We start from the raw sequence: 16717 nt of genomic DNA on the forward strand, positions 1-16717 counted from the left end.
TGTACTATTTTAGTATAACCTATTTTTGTTTTGTTGAAAAGAGTCTGTTTTTCCCTTTTACCAGTCTGGTGATCAGCGTATACACCAGAAGCACTGCCAGAGTAAATGCAAGCATCAGGGTACAGAGTGCATTGATCTCAGGCGTCACTCCTGTTTTCAGCTGTGTGTAAACCTTTACGGGCAGGGTGGAGATCCGGGGTCCGTTTACAAAAATACTGATCACCACATCATCCATGGACATGGCAAATGCCAGAAGAGAGCCTGACATAACTGCCGGCATAATAAGAGGCAGCGTAATATCCCAGAAAGCCCGGAAGCTTCCTGCGCCAAGATCACGGGCCGCCTCTTCCAGAGACGGATCCATTCCTGCAAGTCTTGCTTTTACCTCCATCAGAATATAGGGAACACAGAAAACCGTGTGGCCCAGAAGAAGAGTCAGCATTCCGAACGGCATATCCAGAAGATAAAAGAATGCCATCAGTACCATTCCCAGAATGATCTCCGGGATCATCAGCGGAAGAATGGATATATATTCCAGAGCCCCTTTTGTTTTCCAGTGTATTCTGGAAAGTCCCACTGCTCCCAGAGTTCCGATCACCGCGGAAACAAGACAGCTTGCTGCGCCCAGTACCAGACTGTTTCCCAGAGCCTCGATCATGGCTCTGTCATTTAAAAGCTCCTGATACCATTTAAGGGAAAATCCCGTAAACCGCACAGGAAGCCTGGACTCGTTAAAGGAAAAAATAATCACCACTGCCACCGGCAGATACATCAGAAAAAACACAATTCCAAGATACAGCCCGGAGAGCTTCGTATTTTTTTTCATCCGATTCCCTCCAATTCTTTTACATTTGTTATTTTACGGTAAAGACCGATCATCAGTGAGGTAAGGATCATCAGCACCACTGCAAGAGCTGCCGCAAAGGGCCAGTTATTTCCCCTTGTCATCTGCTCCTGGATCAGACTTCCTACCAGAACGATCTTATTTCCTCCCAGGATGTCCGCTATAAAGAACAGTCCCATAGACGGAATAAAGGTAAGGATCACTCCTGACAGAAGTCCCGGAAGGGTCAGCTTAAAGGAAACGGTCCAGAATGCCTTTATTTTTCCCGCCCCAAGGTCACGGGCTGCCTCCACAAGAGACCAGTCCAGCTTTTCCGCACTGGAATATACGGAAAGGATCATAAAGGGCAGAAGTACATAAACCATACCCACTACAATAGCCGGATAGCTGTACAGGATTTTCAGCGGCTTATCAATGATACCCAGCCCCTTTAAAATATAATTCAGCACACCCTTGTTCTGAAGGATGATGATCCATCCGTAAAGACGGATCAGGGAATTGATCCAGAAGGGCAGCATCAGAAGAAGCATGGCTCTTTTTTTCCAGGTATCAGACATTTTTGCCATAAAATACCCGAAAGGATATCCCACCAGACAGATGATCACCGTACTGGTCAGGGCAAGCTGAAAGGATTCCCGGAAGGTCTGAAGATAAACCGGGTCCAGAATTTTTCTGTAATTTTCCAGGGTCAGGTTCCACTCCACGGAGGTTCCGCTTCCCGGCTGGGCGAAGCTAAGAGCCACCATATAAATAAGAGGTCCTGCCACAAACACCAGCGTAAAAAAATACAGAGGCAGGATCATCCACACTGAGGTGGTTTTCTTTTTTGCTTTTGTTCCTTTCATCCTCAGGCCTCCCCGCCTTCCCGGACAGCATCCCGGTCTACAAGAACCGCATCCTCCGGCGCAAAGCACACGCTGACTGTCTGCCCCTGCTGCACTCTCGCATCTATGCCATAGCGGCTTGCCACAAGCTCTGTCCCGTCTGTAAGCTTCAGAACAACCCGAAGAAGTCCTCCTGCAAAGGTTTTTTCCGTTACCACTGCCGAAAGGCCGCAGGAACATTCCTCGTCAATTCTTATGTTTTCGCTCCGCACTGCCAGAGTCACTTTTTCTCCGGGCCGGATTGTCTCATTGTGAGAATCCGCCTGAATATGGCCTCCTGAAATATTAACAGCTACCTTTCCGTTTTCTGTGGCTCCTGCCACTCCTTTCAGGATATTCGCATTTCCCACAAAGGTTGCCACATAGCTTGTGCGGGGATGATTGTAGATTTCATCCGGAGTTCCGATCTGTTCAAAGGTTCCGTGATTCATTACCGCGATCCGGTCGGACATGTTAATAGCCTCCTCCTGATCGTGAGTAATATAAATAAACGTAATGCCAAGCTTTTTCTGGAGCCGCTTTAATTCCACCTGCATGGCCCGTCTCAGCTGAAGGTCAAGAGCTCCCAGAGGCTCGTCAAGAAGAAGCACCCTCGGATTATTAATAAGGGCTCTGGCAATGGCAACTCTTTGCTTCTGACCGCCTGAAAGCTCAGAGGGCTTTCTTTTTTCATAGCCGGGAAGCTGCACCAGCTCCAGCATTTCCTTTACTCTTCTGCGGATTTCAGTCCTGGGAACCTTTTTCAGCCTCAGACCGTAACCGATATTATCTGCCACATTCATATGAGGAAAAAGAGCATAGTTCTGAAATACCGTGTTTACATCCCGGTCCTCCGGATTCAGAGCAGTTACATCCTTTCCATCCAGAAACACCTGTCCCGCATCCGGCATTTCAAGTCCTGCAATAATACGCAGCGTTGTTGTCTTTCCACATCCGGAAGATCCCAGAAGGGTAATAAACTCACCTTTTTCAATAGCAAGACTGATGCCCTTTAAAACTTCCTCCTCATTTGAAAATCCTTTTCTGATATTTTTTAATTCCAAACACTTTTCTGTCATCTCTGTTTTTTATACTGCCTCCTTACTGTTTCTGTCCCGCACACATTTTCTGTCCGGGATGCTTTTATTTATATCGTTACTGTCTGCACCTCACTGTCCCGGAAGGTGTTCTGATATATATTCCAAAGTTCCGGGACATACGGGGCAAAATGCCATCAACAAAAGCGATTTGGAATGCGTTTTGACCAGGTTTCTGTGAACGGAGTGATCAGTAACTCTATATATTTACATTTGCTTTTCAATATACTCTATATATTGTTTTTTGTCAAAAACCGGAGTGAAATCATCCACGATTTTTTTTGCCTCCCGGGCATCGTTTCTCAAAAGCCGGTAAATGGCAAGCGCCATAAGCTTTGCCGGAAGAATATATGCCTTTTCTTCATCTGTGATCCGGAAATCTTCTCCGTGAAGCCGGCCTTCAAAGCCCCGGAAGGTAAAATTTACTATCGGAAACAGCTGGGTAAGATCTCCCATATCCGTACATGCATTGTTAAAGTCTCCCGGCTTCACAGTACGAAAAGAAACTCCCAACGCCTCTGCCGCCTGAACCAGCGCCGGATCCGCCTCCCTTGGACGGACAGGCATGTAGCCGGGAATCCTTTCTCTTTCAATTTTTCCGCCGAAAGCATAGGCAGCTCCGTCATAGGCCCGGTCGATCATCTCCTGTACTTCCTGAATCCGTTCCAGAGAAGATGCTCTGATCTTTGTTTCCACAACCGCCTCATCCGGCACACTGTTTACCACATCTCCGGCTTTTCGGATTACATTGTGAAGCCGCACATGATCCTCCTCCCGGAAGTTTTCCCGCATCAGTCCCATCATCTGAATGGCGCTTGAGGCAATACTTAGCGCGTTGACGCCATTCCAGGGATCAATGGCTGCATGGGCTGCTTTTCCCCGGACGGTCACTCGTTCTGCTGTAAAACCATTGCAGGCAGGATTCCCCAGATAAAAGTCCTCTTCAACCGGAACCATATGTACATGAGTCGTCATCACAAGATCTGTATTGTCAAACTCTCCTCTTCGGATCATTTCACTTTTGCCGGAACCGAAACAGATTCCCTGTTTCCGAAGGGCTGTTCTTTTATCTGCATCAATGTATTCTTCTGCAGGCACAGCCAAAAAAGTCAGAGAGCCTGTAATCTGTTTTCTGATCTCAGGATCTGCAAAAACCATTGCCGCCCCGGCCAGCACAGCCATCTGAGCATGGTGGCCGCAGGCGTGGGCTGTGCCGTTCTGCGCATCTGCCATCGGGTGAGCTTTGCATCCAATGGCATCCATCTCCCCGATCACTGAAATATTCGGAAACTTTCCCGTACTTTTTCCTGCAGCGTTTTTTCCTGCTCCGGATATCCGTTCCAGACCTCCGTCCTGGCTGTTCCAGCCGCCCCGGACTCCGGTCAGGGCAATTCCCTCCTGAACCTCATATCCATATTTTTTCAGAAGCTCTGCTGTTTTTTTCGCTGTTCGTACTTCCTGAAAGCCAGGCTCCGGATGCCCTTCAATATCCCTGGCAAAATCCAGAATCTCCTGTCTGTGCTCTTCTATAAGATCAATGATCCGCTGTTCTGTTTCATCCATAACGGTTCTCCTCATAAATAAGTATATCGCCAATAAAAAGGATGGGGTTTCGCTTATCCTTTCTGTCAGTTTATACATGATCTGAAACATCTTACTGATATTTAATCATACCATAATCTCTGTCTATTGCAAGTGTCAGCAAAACCAAAATCCATTTGCAAAAGCAACATTTCCGTTTTCCTGAACAACCTTCCTGCTCCTGGTTTTTCCTGTAAAAACAAAAAACTGTTCTCTCATTTTCTGAAAGAACAGTCATTTTATTTGGATCGTATATATCACTTACTGATATCTGTATCATAAAAGCTGGAAATGAGACTCGAACTCACGACCCCTTCATTACGAGTGAAGTGCTCTACCGACTGAGCTATTCCAGCCTGTGACAACGGAAATCAAAGATTTTCCTTTATTTCCGCATGTTATAAGGGTTTTTAGCAGATTTTCCAACTGGTTAAGTATTACTTCGCTGTACCTTATAATACCATCTAATGTTATTCTAACTATGGTAAAACTATGGTAATTTCTTTCCTGCTTTTACCCTATTTACTTTTACCATAGTTTTCATTATAGTTATGGTAAAAGTACAACGTGTTCTCCAAACACATTTATTATCTTAATGCACAAATATAAGATTGTCAAGTAAAATTAAAAAACTAATCAGCTATTGCGAACATACGTTTTGGATGATTGGAGGTATGATGCAATGGCAAGTCGAAGAAAAAATGGAGAAGGTTCATGGGGAACCAAAACAATTAATGGAATCAAATATAAATTCTACAAAGATGTAAACGGTAACTATTTCTACGGAAAAACCAATGCAGAAATCAACGCCAAAAAGGATGCTTATTACGAAAAGTATAAAGATGCTAAGAAAAGTCTTAAAAACAAACTATTGTAGACAAAAGCAAAGAAGTAAGATCTCAGACTTTCGGCGGTGGAATACTTAAATGGCTCAAAAAGGAAAAATTTTCGGAAGTAAAAAGATCTACTTATGATGGATACGAAGATTGTATTATGGGGGAAAGTATAGGATATGATGGTTATAGATTGGCTGATAAGCGCAAATGAGCCTGTAAAAAAATCTCTGTAAATTAAACACTATAAAGGGCTTCTATGATAAAATATATTAAATCATAGGAGGCCTTTTATTATGGCAAACAGAAAAAAGAAGTTTACAAACCAAAACCGATGACAGAAGGAAAAAGAAATCTTATTCAGGGACTACTCCAGGAATACGATATCCAATCAGCTGAGGATATTCAGGAGGCACTTAAAGATCTGCTTTCCGGAGCCCTTCAAGATATGCTTGAAACAGAAATGGACAATCATCTTGGATACGATCGTTATGAAAGATCTGGTGAGCCTAATTACCGTAATGGAACAAAGTCTAAAACTGTTCGTAGTAAATACGGTGAATTCGAAGTAGATGTACCTCAGGATCGCCAAAGTTCTTCTGAACCGCAAGTGCTCCCAAAACGTCAAAAGGATATTTCTGCGATTGATGATAAGATTATTGCAATGTATGCCAAGGGGATGACTACACGGCAGATTTCAGAAACCATAGAGGATATTTATGGGTTTGAAGTCAGTGAAGGAATGGTATCCGATATCACAGATAAGCTCCTTCCAAAAATCGAGGAATGGCAGAACCGTCCTTTGTCACCTGTGTATCCAATCGTTTTTATTGATGCTGTGCACTTCTCTGTACGGGATGATGGTGTGATCAGGAAGCTGGCAGCATTGTGGTACTTGGAATCAATGAAGATGGCATGAAAGAAGTCTTAAGCATTATAGTGGGCGAAAATGAAAGCAGTTCAATATATCCAGCTTCTTCAAGCAAATGGAATCCCGGTACACCCACCATAGTAATTAAATTTTCCTTAAAAGTTGCATCTGCGTTGGGGCATTGTTCCTTTACATGCTCGTATACATGAAAAGCAAACTGTGATTTCGCTTGTCCTATTTTAGCAAGTTTATCCTTGAGATAATCAATCTTTCCTTGAAAAGTCAAAGTTTTTTTACGAATGTATTTCAAATAATTTGCGTTGCCCCAGATATCAGGTTCATCTACATTCCGCATATCAAAAACACCAATAACAGGCACATCCTGAAAAGTTGCAATTTCACCTGGATTAACCGTCTTCCCTTTGAGTATTCTTGATCGAATACATCATGCTCCAGTGCATAAACTTTTCCGGTGTGATAATCAATCATTTCCATGTAAGCTTTGTGATCGGAAGAGTATTTCCATCCTAAAGTGCTGTCCTCTGCCATTTTGTAAAGGTGGTTTCTAAGTTCGATTGTTTTCATTGTTTTTTCATGATTTTGTTCTCCTTTCTGTGCCTGCTTTTACATTAATTTTGAGTATAAAAAAAGAACAAGATAAAACCTGTTCTTTTTGAAAACTTTTATAAATTTGCTTTTAATCCCAGTTAATCTCGTTATGAGAAATTGTCGGAGATGTATCTGCTTTTGCTTCTAATATTGCTTCTATTTCGTCCGGAAGTGGTTCTGTCTCAGGAACAAAACGCACTAAAACTCTATAAATTGTATCAATGTCTTTTTCGGGGATCATATCAATCAAATATTTTATAGTCTCTCTACTCATTTTTTCCTCCTATAATTTTTTTATATACTTGACCTCTGGGCTTTATATCGTTAATAGTTACAATATCATTTTCAATCGTAAATAACACACGTAAATCTCCAACTCTTAAACGATATTCATTGTCGAAACCTATTAGTTTTTTGATGTCACCAAATGGTATTTTTTCAATAGCTTCCCGTAAACGTCTTTTTGTAGGACTGTCCGCTGAATTAATATATTTTACAGCTTTCTTTTTGTATTTTATCTGCATTATATTCTCCTCTTTTAAATATATTATACCATTTTATACTATATGTGACTAGTATATTTTTGAATGGTTTCGGTATTCCTAAAATTTCATTTTAGGATTTAATAAAGCGGTCAAAATATTTTTGAATGAATTTAGAGAATGAATGTATAATTAAAATACGGAAGTCAAATTTATTGCCCTTATTATAAAAATAAATAGTCGGTTGTATGAAATTTATAATCGTTCAAATAATATCACATGAAATGTAAAATTATATCAGGTGATGTTATGAAGATAGAACGAGATGAACGACAATTTAAATAGAAACTTATAAACAAGACTGGCACGAAGGTTTATTTTTCATGCCCAAATATAAGTATAGAACTTAAAAATGTAAAAAAGGCTCCAAACGCAGTAACGGGGCGAGATTCCTAAGAATCCCACCCCAAAACTTGACATAGAGCCCAAAAAGCAGGACATTTTTCATGTCCTGCCTGATATGTATCCTTATTCTGTTGGTTCCTCGGATGGAGCAATCAGAAGTGAATCGTCGATTACAATGTCTTCTGATGGTTTTAATAATTCTGTCAAAAATTCAGTGCCTTAAAATATTTTCTCTCCAAAAGATCAAGCCCTCATAGCCTGTTTTTCTCTGTAATGGGTCAGCAGATCTTCTTCATTAAAATCTTCGGGGCTGTCGGAATCATCACTGTCATATAAACGCCAAACGGCTACATTATCCATAAACCAAGTCTGCCTTTTCAAAGTGTTGACTATTTTCCCAAACAGGCTGAAATCCCTTGCCCGTCCACAATCACGATATACTAACGCACCAGAACCATCCTCAATACGAGAAAGTCCCACTGTAAGGAATGTGTTATTGATTGTACTGTAAATACTGTCCAAATGGTATTTTTTCTCTGTCGTTATCTTATCATCATCCATGCGGATCATCATTTTTAACATGAAAGTGGTCTCCTTGCCTTTTTTATTATATCATCAGAAAACAGGGGCTACAATCTTGAAAGTCCAAATTTTTCGCCACCTTCTTTTTTCAGGCCGCAGGCTTTTTGGATGTTTTTTTTGCTGTTGATCTTTTACGGGCAGCCGGCTTTTTCAGCGGCTTCTTTTCTGCTTTTTCTGCCAGTGTACAGGACAGCACTACGGCTCCAAAAGCCGGAATCCGTATCTTCAGAGAATTTTCTCTCTCATCACATTCCTCTGCCTTACTGGATTTTGCCCTTGGATTTCCGGCACCCATACCTCCGTATTCTTTTCGGTCGCTGTTAAAGATTTCTTTGTATTTACCCTTAAAAGGAACGCCGATCTGGTAGTTTTCATAGGGTACTGCCGCAAAATTCACCACCGCTACAAGGGTTTCTTCCGGTTTTTCTGTTTTCCTCATAAAGGTCAGTACATTTTCTTCATACTTCATCAGCTGGATCCATTCAAAACCTTCATATTCATGGTCTTTCTGCCACAGCGCGGGATGAGAACAGTAAAGCTCATTCAGATCATGGAAAAATGTTTCCATTTCCCGGGAAAGCTCTTTACCCGGAGAAGTCATTTTAATTCCCGGATGAAGCATCTGATACGTATAGGCAGCTCTTATCTGGGCAAGCTTCTGTTTCTCATCGCCCGGAAGCTTATCCATAAATTCACTGATCTCCCCGGCACTTCTTGTTCCCAGTGTCAGTACATAATGCTCGCAGTAAGCATAGAGCATGGACAAAGTAAGCTGATCATGGTCATACTGACGCTGAACGGGATCCAGCTCCAGATAATGAATAAAATCACTGGTCCAGTTATTGTTCCATTTATAGTCAAAACCAATATGATCGTTTTCCACATCATCTGTAAGCTCCGGCCACAGTCCGTCCTCCTGAGCGATCATAAGAACACCGGGGTGCTTTTTCTTCATAACTGAATTCAGATGCTTCAGAAATTCTACTGCCGCCAGGTTTTCGTTGGTTCCGTAAAGATTTGGCCGCCAGCTTTCGCCCTCTCTTCCATAGTCCAGATAAAGCATGGAATCCACATCATCCACACGGAATCCGTCCACATGGTACACCTCTGTCCAGTAAAACGCATTGGCGATCAGGAACTCCTTTACCATTGGACTTTCATAATTATAAAGAAGGGTTCCCCACATAGGATGGACTGCCATTGCCGGATCCGGAATCTCATAAAGAGGTGTTCCGTCAAAGCGCTCCAGTCCTTCTCCATGACGCGGAAAATGAGCCGGAGTCCAGTCCAGTATCACACCGATATTTTCTTTATGGAGTTCATTGACCAGACGGGCAAAATCCTCCGGCACGCCATATCTACGGTTAGGTGCATAGTAAGAGAATGTAGAATAAGGCCCTGCCTCTTCGTCCAGGTATCCCATAACCGGATGAAGCTCCACATGGGTATAGCCCAGTTTTTTTACAAAGGAAACAAGTTCTTCCCCGTTTTTCCATTGAGTCAGGTCCGTTTCGTAAATAGATACCGGCTGATTCCTGTCCGCATATTTTTTACGCTCCGCCATCCAGAAATCATCTGTCCAGGTAATGTCTCCGGCAGCTTTGTCCACTATGGATGCTGTGGCGGGAAAAGCCTCTGTGCAGGTTCCATAGGGATCCGCTTTCAGAACCTTCTGACCTCCCCGGATTCTGATCTCATACTTATAAAGATCTCCTTTTTTTACTCCTGGAATAAAAAGTTCAAAAATACCGGACATGGGCCGTCTGTGCATCAGATGACCTCTGCCGTCCCAGCCGTTAAAATCTCCCACAACGCTTACGCTTACCGCATTTGGAGCCCACACGGCAAAGCTGGTTCCTTCTGTTCCGTCTATGGTCATCACATGGGCGCCCATTTTTTCATAGGCATGATAATATACTCCTGCACAAAAAGCCTTTTCCTCTTCCTCTGTCATCTGTCCAGAAAAGGCATAAGGGTCTTCAAACTCCTTTGTTTCTCCGTTTTTTGTTACACGGAAAGAATAGGAAGGAATTTTTCTTCCGGGCACAAGAACTGCAAAATATCCTGCCTCATCTTCCTTTTCCATAGAATATGCCTTTTTCTCTATCACCGCCTCGGCCTTTTCTGCCTCCGGGAAAAAGCCCTGCAGCAGTATCCCGTCCGGAGTGAGCCTTGGAGCCATAATATCTTTTGGAGATACTTCCTCCCCGTATATGATCGCTTCAATTCCTGGCCAGTCCATATAGTCATACGCTTTTCCGTTCATCTTCTCCAACCTCCTAACTGATTCCTCCGGCAAAAAGGGCTCTCCATTATCTAAAACAAATGGATTCTCCCCTGCAAAAGAATCTGTAATATTGTTATTTTACCATTTTTACTGTAAAAAATAAAGATTTGTCCGAATTTTGTTTGACAAAATTGATTCCCTACGCTAAATTGATAATAGCGAAAACATACAGATTGCCGGTCTGTTCCTGCCAGCTCAGGAGTCTGTGTGGATCACAAGATACTTAAGGAGGTTTATTATGAAAAACAGAAAATACGATGTAACAGCACTTGGTGAACTGCTGATCGATTTTACCGAAAACGGCGACAGCGCTCAGGGGAATCCTCTGATGGAGGCAAATCCGGGCGGCGCTCCCTGCAATGTCCTTGCCATGCTGCAGAAGCTTGGCAAAAAAACAGCCTTTATTGGCAAAGTCGGAAACGATATGTTCGGAAATCAGTTAAAAAAGGCTGTAGAGGAAGTTGGAATTGATACACGCAACCTGATCATGGACCATAAGCATCATACTACGCTTGCTTTTGTCCATACTTATCCGGACGGGGACAGAGATTTTTCTTTTTATCGTGATCCCGGCGCAGATATGATGCTCACAAAGGAAGAGGTTCAGAAAGAACTGATTGAAGATTCCCGTATTTTCCATTTCGGTACTCTTTCTTCCACCCATGAAGGTGTCAGAGAAGCGACCCGTCATGCCATTGAACTGGCAAAAGAGGCCGGCTGTATCATTACTTTTGATCCGAATCTCCGCCCTCCTCTGTGGAATTCTCTGGACGATGCACGCAGAGAGATCGAATACGGAATGGGAAAATGCGATGTACTGAAAATTTCTGACAATGAAGTAGAATTTCTTTTCGGAACCACTGATTACGACAAAGGCGCTGCCCTGATCCGCGAAAAATACAACATTCCTCTGGTGCTTATCACTATGGGAAAAGACGGAAGCCGCGCTTATTACAAGGATCTCAGAGTGGAGGCTGCTCCTTTCCTTCAGGAAAACACCATTGAAACTACCGGCGCCGGAGATACTTTCTGCGCAAGCGCTCTCAACTATGTTCTGGAGCATGGTCTGGAGGATCTGACTGCAGAAAACTTAAAAGAGCTTCTGACCTTTGCCAACGCAGCCGCTTCTCTGATCACCACCAGAAAAGGCGCGCTTCGCGTTATGCCGTCCAGAGAAGAAGTTCTGGAATTTATCGCATCCAGACAGTAATTTTTCCGTGGAACAGATTATGAATAAATCTTCCAGAGAAAGGCACACCATAAAAAAAGCAGCCCGGTGTGCCTTTCCTCACACCATACCTATTCTGACAGGTTTTTTGTTTCTGGGCATGACCTATGGTATTTACATGAATGCTTCAGGATTCAGCTTCTGGTATCCCATGCTCATGAGCCTGACAATTTTTGCCGGATCCATTGAATTTGTTACCGTAAATCTTCTTCTGGGCGCCTTCCATCCTGTTCAGGCACTGGCCATGGCTCTGATGATTAACGCCCGTCATCTTTTTTACGGTATTTCCATGCTGGAAAAATACCAGGGAGCCGGTCTGAAAAAATTCTATCTGATCTTCGGTATGTGCGATGAAAGTTTTTCCATAAACTATGCCGCAGAAATCCCTGAAGATGTGGATCGAAGCTGGTTCATGTTTTTTGTAACCCTGTATAATCACATTTACTGGGTAACCGGCGCCACTCTGGGAGGCATCTTCGGTTCTCTGATTCACTTCAGTACAGAGGGACTGGATTTTGTCATGACAGCCATGTTTGTGGTAATCTTTATGGAACAATGGATGAAAGAAAAGAGCCATACCTGTTCTGTTCTTGGGCTTTTGCTTTCTCTTATCTGCCTGATTATTTTCGGTCCGGACCGTTTCATCATTCCCGCCATGCTGATGCTCCTTGCCATGCTGACCTTTCTCCGGACGCCTCTGACCAGAGGAGGTGAAAACCAATGACTCTTACAGAACAGATCATTACCATTGCAATGGTAATGCTTGGGACTGTCCTGACACGTTTTCTGCCCTTTCTTCTTTTCCCGGCAGGAAAAGCCACTCCCAAATACATTCAATATCTGGGAAAGGTTCTCCCTCCGGCTGTGTTTGGACTGCTTGTGGTCTACTGTCTGAAAAACGTAAGCATTTTTACCGGCAGCCATGGTATCCCTGAATTTCTGTCCATTCTTGCAGTGGTGTTTCTCCACCTGTGGAAACGGCAGATGCTGCTGTCCATTGCCGGAGGGACAATTCTATACATGGTCCTGGTACAGCTTGTTTTTTAAATCTGATCAAAAAAAGGCCCCACTTTTTCAGTAAGACCCTTTTCTGCAAATCAATTTTATTTTACCACACGAACCTTGGATACTCCCTCTACAGCACGAAGTTCTTCAAGCGCCTCTCTTGAAACTGTGCTCTCCAGATCAATAAGAGTATAGGCATACTCGCCCTTACTCTTATTTGTCATATCCGCAATATTCACGCCCTCTCCGCCAAGGATCTTGGTAAACTGGCTGATCATATTGGGGATATTTTTATGACAGATAGCAATACGTCCCACTGCCACACAGATTCCCATGTCGCAGTTGGGGAAATTCACAGAATTTTTAATGTTTCCGTTTTCAAGGAAATTCCGAAGCTCTTTTACTGCCATTTCTGCACAGTTTTCTTCTGATTCCTCTGTGGAAGCTCCCAGATGAGGAGTTACCAGTATCCCTTCCCGGCCTGCCACAAGAGGATTTGCAAAATCTGTCACATATTTTTTCACTTTTCCGCTTTCCAGTGCATTGATCAGCGCTTCTTCATCAACAAGAAGATCTCTGGCAAAGTTTAAAAGAACCACTCCGTCTTTCATTTTGTCAAAGGCTTCTTTGTTAATCATTTTGCGTGTGCTGTCAAGAAGCGGCACATGAATGGTAATGTAATCGCACTGGCTGTAGATCTCATCAAGGGATTTGCTGTGTTTGATGGTTCTGGAAAGATTCCATGCAGCGTCAATGGAAATATACGGATCATAGCCGTAAACCTCCATTCCCAGATGAGTAGCAGAATTGGCAACCATGGCTCCAATGGCTCCCAGGCCGATGATTCCAAGCTTTTTGCCGCTGATCTCGCAGCCTGCAAACTGTTTTTTCTGCTTCTCCGCAAGCTTATCAATGTTTTCCTTGTCCTTCTGACCGGCTACCCACTCAATGCCGCCCACAATGTCGCGGGAGGCAAGGAGCATTCCTGCAATTACCAGCTCCTTTACACCGTTGGCATTGGCCCCCGGAGTGTTAAAAACAACGATTCCCTGTTCCGCGCAGGCATCAACAGGAATATTATTTACACCGGCGCCGGCGCGGGCAATAGCCTTTACAGAATCGCCAAGCTCCATATCATGCATCCTGGCGCTTCTTACAAGAACAGCGTCCGCTTCATTGATATTTTCTGTTTTTGTGTAATCCTCACTGAACATGTTCAGGCCTCTTTCGGCAATGGGATTCAGGCAGTGATACTGAAACATTACGCATTCTCCTCCTCAAATTTTTTCATAAAAGCAACAAGGGCTTCCACTCCCTCTTTCGGCATTGCGTTGTAAATGCTGGCGCGCATGCCGCCCACGGTTCTGTGACCTTTCAGATTTACAAAGCCTGCTGCCTTTGCTTCTTTTACAAATTTCGCATCCAGCTCTTTATCTCCTGTAACAAACGGAACATTCATCAGTGAGCGGGATTCCGGCTCCACCGTTCCTTTAAACAGCTTACTTTCATCCAGGAAATCATAAAGGATCTTTGCTTTTTCTTCGTTTCTTCGTTTCATCTCCTCAAGTCCGCCCATGGACTTCAGCCACTTAAATACCTTTCCGCACACATAGATGCAGTAAGCGTTTGGAGTATTATAAAGGGATCCTGCGTCTGCGTGAGTCTTGTAGGTGAGCATGGTAGGTGTACCCGGAAGGACATCCTCAGTGATCAGATCTTCACGAATGATCACGATCACCATTCCCGCAGGTCCGATATTTTTCTGGACTCCGCCGTAAATGATTCCGTATTTACTTACGTCAACAGGCTCGGAAAGGAAGCAGGAGGAAACATCTGCCACCAGAGTTTTGCCCTTTGTATTGGGAAGAGTTTTAAATTTTGTTCCGTAAATGGTATTGTTTTCGCAGATGTACACATAATCGGCATCAGGACTGATATCCAGATCACTGCAGTCCGGAATATAGGAAAAGGTCTTATCCTCAGAAGATGCGATCTTATTGACCTTGCCGTACTTCTGCGCTTCCTGATAAGCTTTTTTGGCCCACTGTCCGGTGACAATATAATCTGCCACCCCGTTTTTCATCAGGTTCATGGGAATCATTGCAAACTGCTGTGATGCCCCTCCCTGCAAAAAAAGCACCTTATAGTTGTCCGGAATGTTCATCAGATCTCTCAGATCCTGCTCCGCCTCATCAATGATTTTCTGAAATTCAGGGCTTCTGTGACTCATTTCCATCACAGACATGCCACAGCCCTGATAATCCATCATTTCTTCTGCCAGTTCTTTCAGTACCGGTTCCGGCAGTACAGCCGGTCCGGCGGAAAAGTTATACACTCTGCTCATTTTTCATATCCTCCTCGTCAAAGACATCATCAATATTTGCCCCGGCAGGCACCATTGGAAATACACTTAAATCCTGATCGATCCAACAGTCCAAAACCACCGGACCATCAGAAGACAGAGCTTCTTTAAGCGCAGATTCCACTTCCTCCATTTTTGTGACACGGATTGCCTTTGCCCCCATGCCCTCGGAGATCTTCACAAAATCCACTGCATCATTTAATACAGTATGCGAATATCTGTGATCGTAGAATAAAGTCTGCCACTGGCGCACCATTCCCAGAACATGGTTGTTCAGAACGATCTGCACAAGTGGTTTTCCACAGCGCACTGCTGTTGCAATCTCATTCATGTTCATCCGGAAACATCCGTCACCTGCGATATTTACCACAGTTTTTTCCGGTCTTCCCATTTTTGCTCCGATAGCTGCCCCCAGACCAAATCCCATGGTTCCCAGGCCGCCGGAGCTTAAAAATGTTCTCGGTTCTTTGTATTTATAATACTGAGCCGCCCACATCTGATGCTGTCCCACATCTGTAGTGATAATTGCATCTCCGTCGGTCAGTTCATAAAGTTTTTCAATGATATACGGTCCGGTAAGCTGGGTATGATCGTAATTCAGAGGATATTTTGCCTTCATCTCCTGAATATGTTCCATCCACTGAGGATGCTTTTTCTCCGGGATTTCCTCCAGAAGCCTTCTTAAAACTTCCTTGATGTCGCCTTCTATATAAGCATCCACCAGAACGTTTTTATTGATTTCCGCAGCGTCAATATCTATCTGAAGAATCTTTGCTTTATTGGCAAAGGTTTTTGCATTTCCGGTTACACGGTCACTGAACCGGGCTCCCAGAACAATCAGAAGATCGCACTGACTGACTCCCAGATTGGAGGTTTTTGTTCCATGCATTCCCAGCATTCCCGTATAATATGGATCTTCTCCTGAGAATCCGCCTTTCCCCATAAGGCTGTCGCAGACCGGAGCCTGAATCCTGTGAGAAAGCTCTGCGATTTCTTCCGATGCGCCGGAGATCACAGAACCGCCGCCAACAAAAATAAACGGTTTCTGCGCCTTGCAGATCATGTTTACTGCCTGTTCCACATTCTCCCTGTGGATCTCGCTTGTCTCACGGTTTACGGTTGCCGGACGGCGGGGAGAATAATCATAAAGCGCCCCTGTCACATCCTTTGTCACATCCACCAGAACCGGCCCCGGACGTCCGCTCTTTGCAATATAAAAAGCCTTTCGTATGGTGTCCGCAAGCTTGGTGATATCCTTTACAATATAACTGTGCTTGGTGATCGGCATAACGATTCCTGCAATATCCACTTCCTGGAAGGAATCTTTTCCCAGAAGAGGTTTTCCTACGTTTGCAGTGATCGCCACTACCGGAACAGAATCCATATATGCAGTGGCGATTCCGGTTACCAGGTTTGTGGCTCCCGGTCCTGAAGTTGCCATACACACTCCTACTTTTCCGGTTGCACGTGCATAGCCGTCTGCCGCATGAGCCGCTCCCTGCTCATGGGAGGTCAGAACATGATGGATCTCATCTCTGTATTTATAAAGTGCATCATAGACGTTCAGGATAGCCCCGCCCGGATAGCCAAAAACGGTATCCACGCCCTGTTCCTTCAGACATTCTATGATAATTTCCGCGCCTGTCAGCTGCATATCGTCTCCTCCTT

15 protein-coding genes, 1 tRNA gene and 1 pseudogene are annotated in these 16717 nt (G+C 43.9%); 5 read left to right on the forward strand and 12 right to left on the reverse strand.

The annotated features are described in order from the left end of the window. Positions 1–19: 19 nt before the first annotated feature. The 5 genes from NSA57_RS02220 to NSA57_RS02240 all read right to left on the reverse strand — a co-directional run bounded on the left by NSA57_RS02220 (position 20) and on the right by NSA57_RS02240 (position 4741). A complete protein-coding gene (locus NSA57_RS02220) occupies positions 20–826 on the reverse strand; it encodes an ABC transporter permease (protein WP_173752324.1) in 807 nt (268 codons plus the stop codon). After that, complete coding sequence (locus NSA57_RS02225; RefSeq protein ID WP_022066745.1) at positions 823–1689, reverse strand: ABC transporter permease; 867 nt, start codon at positions 1687–1689, stop codon at positions 823–825. Before NSA57_RS02225 ends, NSA57_RS02220 begins: the two co-directional genes overlap by 4 nt. Before the next feature lie 2 nt (positions 1690–1691). Beyond that, entirely contained in the window at positions 1692–2786 is a 1095-nt protein-coding gene (locus NSA57_RS02230; RefSeq protein WP_257463860.1) for an ABC transporter ATP-binding protein, read from the reverse strand. A 225-nt stretch (positions 2787–3011) separates the two neighbouring features. Further along, positions 3012–4367 carry an amidohydrolase gene (locus NSA57_RS02235; RefSeq protein ID WP_257463861.1) on the reverse strand — a complete coding sequence of 452 codons (1356 nt, stop codon included), beginning with the start codon at positions 4365–4367 and terminating at the stop codon, positions 3012–3014. Positions 4368–4668: 301 nt separating this feature from the next. Continuing rightward, positions 4669–4741 (reverse strand) — tRNA-Thr (locus NSA57_RS02240). Positions 4742–5067: 326 nt separating this feature from the next. Between NSA57_RS02240 and NSA57_RS02245 the strand changes: the two genes are divergently transcribed. Then, entirely contained in the window at positions 5068–5262 is a 195-nt protein-coding gene (locus tag NSA57_RS02245) for a hypothetical protein (protein ID WP_257463862.1), read from the forward strand. 290 nt (positions 5263–5552) lie between these two features. Next, positions 5553–6187, forward strand: a pseudogene (locus NSA57_RS02250) (IS256 family transposase); the annotation flags it as partial. A 599-nt stretch (positions 6188–6786) separates the two neighbouring features. Here NSA57_RS02250 and NSA57_RS02255 read toward each other — a convergent pair. The 4 genes from NSA57_RS02255 to glgB form a co-directional block, all read right to left on the reverse strand. Next, positions 6787–6972 (reverse strand): hypothetical protein, encoded by a 186-nt coding sequence (locus NSA57_RS02255; RefSeq protein ID WP_022066741.1) that lies wholly within the window; start codon positions 6970–6972, stop codon positions 6787–6789. Continuing rightward, positions 6965–7222, reverse strand: a complete 258-nt coding sequence (locus NSA57_RS02260; protein WP_257463863.1) for a type II toxin-antitoxin system RelE family toxin — start codon at positions 7220–7222, stop codon at positions 6965–6967. The genes NSA57_RS02255 and NSA57_RS02260 overlap by 8 nt, the downstream gene beginning before the upstream one ends. 606 nt (positions 7223–7828) lie before the next feature. Next, positions 7829–8167, reverse strand: coding sequence for a hypothetical protein (locus NSA57_RS02265; protein ID WP_257463864.1), 339 nt, complete (start codon positions 8165–8167; stop codon positions 7829–7831). An 88-nt stretch (positions 8168–8255) separates the two neighbouring features. Continuing rightward, entirely contained in the window at positions 8256–10433 is a 2178-nt protein-coding gene (gene glgB / locus NSA57_RS02270) for a 1,4-alpha-glucan branching enzyme (protein WP_257463865.1), read from the reverse strand. 259 nt (positions 10434–10692) lie between these two features. On the opposite strand from glgB, the gene NSA57_RS02275 reads away from it, so the two are divergent. From NSA57_RS02275 to NSA57_RS02285, 3 genes are read left to right on the forward strand one after another with little or no spacing between them, the layout of a single operon-like run. Beyond that, positions 10693–11664 (forward strand): carbohydrate kinase family protein, encoded by a 972-nt coding sequence (locus tag NSA57_RS02275; RefSeq protein ID WP_257463866.1) that lies wholly within the window; start codon positions 10693–10695, stop codon positions 11662–11664. 19 nt (positions 11665–11683) lie between these two features. After that, complete coding sequence (locus NSA57_RS02280; RefSeq protein WP_257463867.1) at positions 11684–12406, forward strand: AzlC family ABC transporter permease; 723 nt, start codon at positions 11684–11686, stop codon at positions 12404–12406. Continuing rightward, positions 12403–12729, forward strand: a complete 327-nt coding sequence (locus NSA57_RS02285; RefSeq protein ID WP_257463868.1) for a branched-chain amino acid transporter permease — start codon at positions 12403–12405, stop codon at positions 12727–12729. The genes NSA57_RS02280 and NSA57_RS02285 overlap by 4 nt, the downstream gene beginning before the upstream one ends. Before the next feature lie 56 nt (positions 12730–12785). Here NSA57_RS02285 and NSA57_RS02290 read toward each other — a convergent pair whose 3' ends face one another. The 3 genes from NSA57_RS02290 to ilvB are packed head-to-tail and all read right to left on the reverse strand — an operon-like array spanning position 12786 to position 16703. Further along, entirely contained in the window at positions 12786–13949 is a 1164-nt protein-coding gene (locus NSA57_RS02290) for a phosphoglycerate dehydrogenase (RefSeq protein ID WP_138269808.1), read from the reverse strand. Next, positions 13949–15031, reverse strand: coding sequence for a 3-phosphoserine/phosphohydroxythreonine transaminase (gene serC, locus NSA57_RS02295; RefSeq protein WP_173752333.1), 1083 nt, complete (start codon positions 15029–15031; stop codon positions 13949–13951). The genes NSA57_RS02290 and serC overlap by 1 nt, the downstream gene beginning before the upstream one ends. Continuing rightward, the gene (ilvB, locus tag NSA57_RS02300) at positions 15015–16703 is read right to left on the reverse strand and encodes a biosynthetic-type acetolactate synthase large subunit (protein WP_257463869.1); all 1689 of its coding nucleotides are present in this window, start codon (positions 16701–16703) and stop codon (positions 15015–15017) included. Before ilvB ends, serC begins: the two co-directional genes overlap by 17 nt. Positions 16704–16717 lie beyond the last annotated feature (14 nt).

The organism is Blautia caecimuris, from assembly GCF_024622975.1.
Lineage (GTDB): Bacteria > Bacillota > Clostridia > Lachnospirales > Lachnospiraceae > Blautia_A > Blautia_A caecimuris.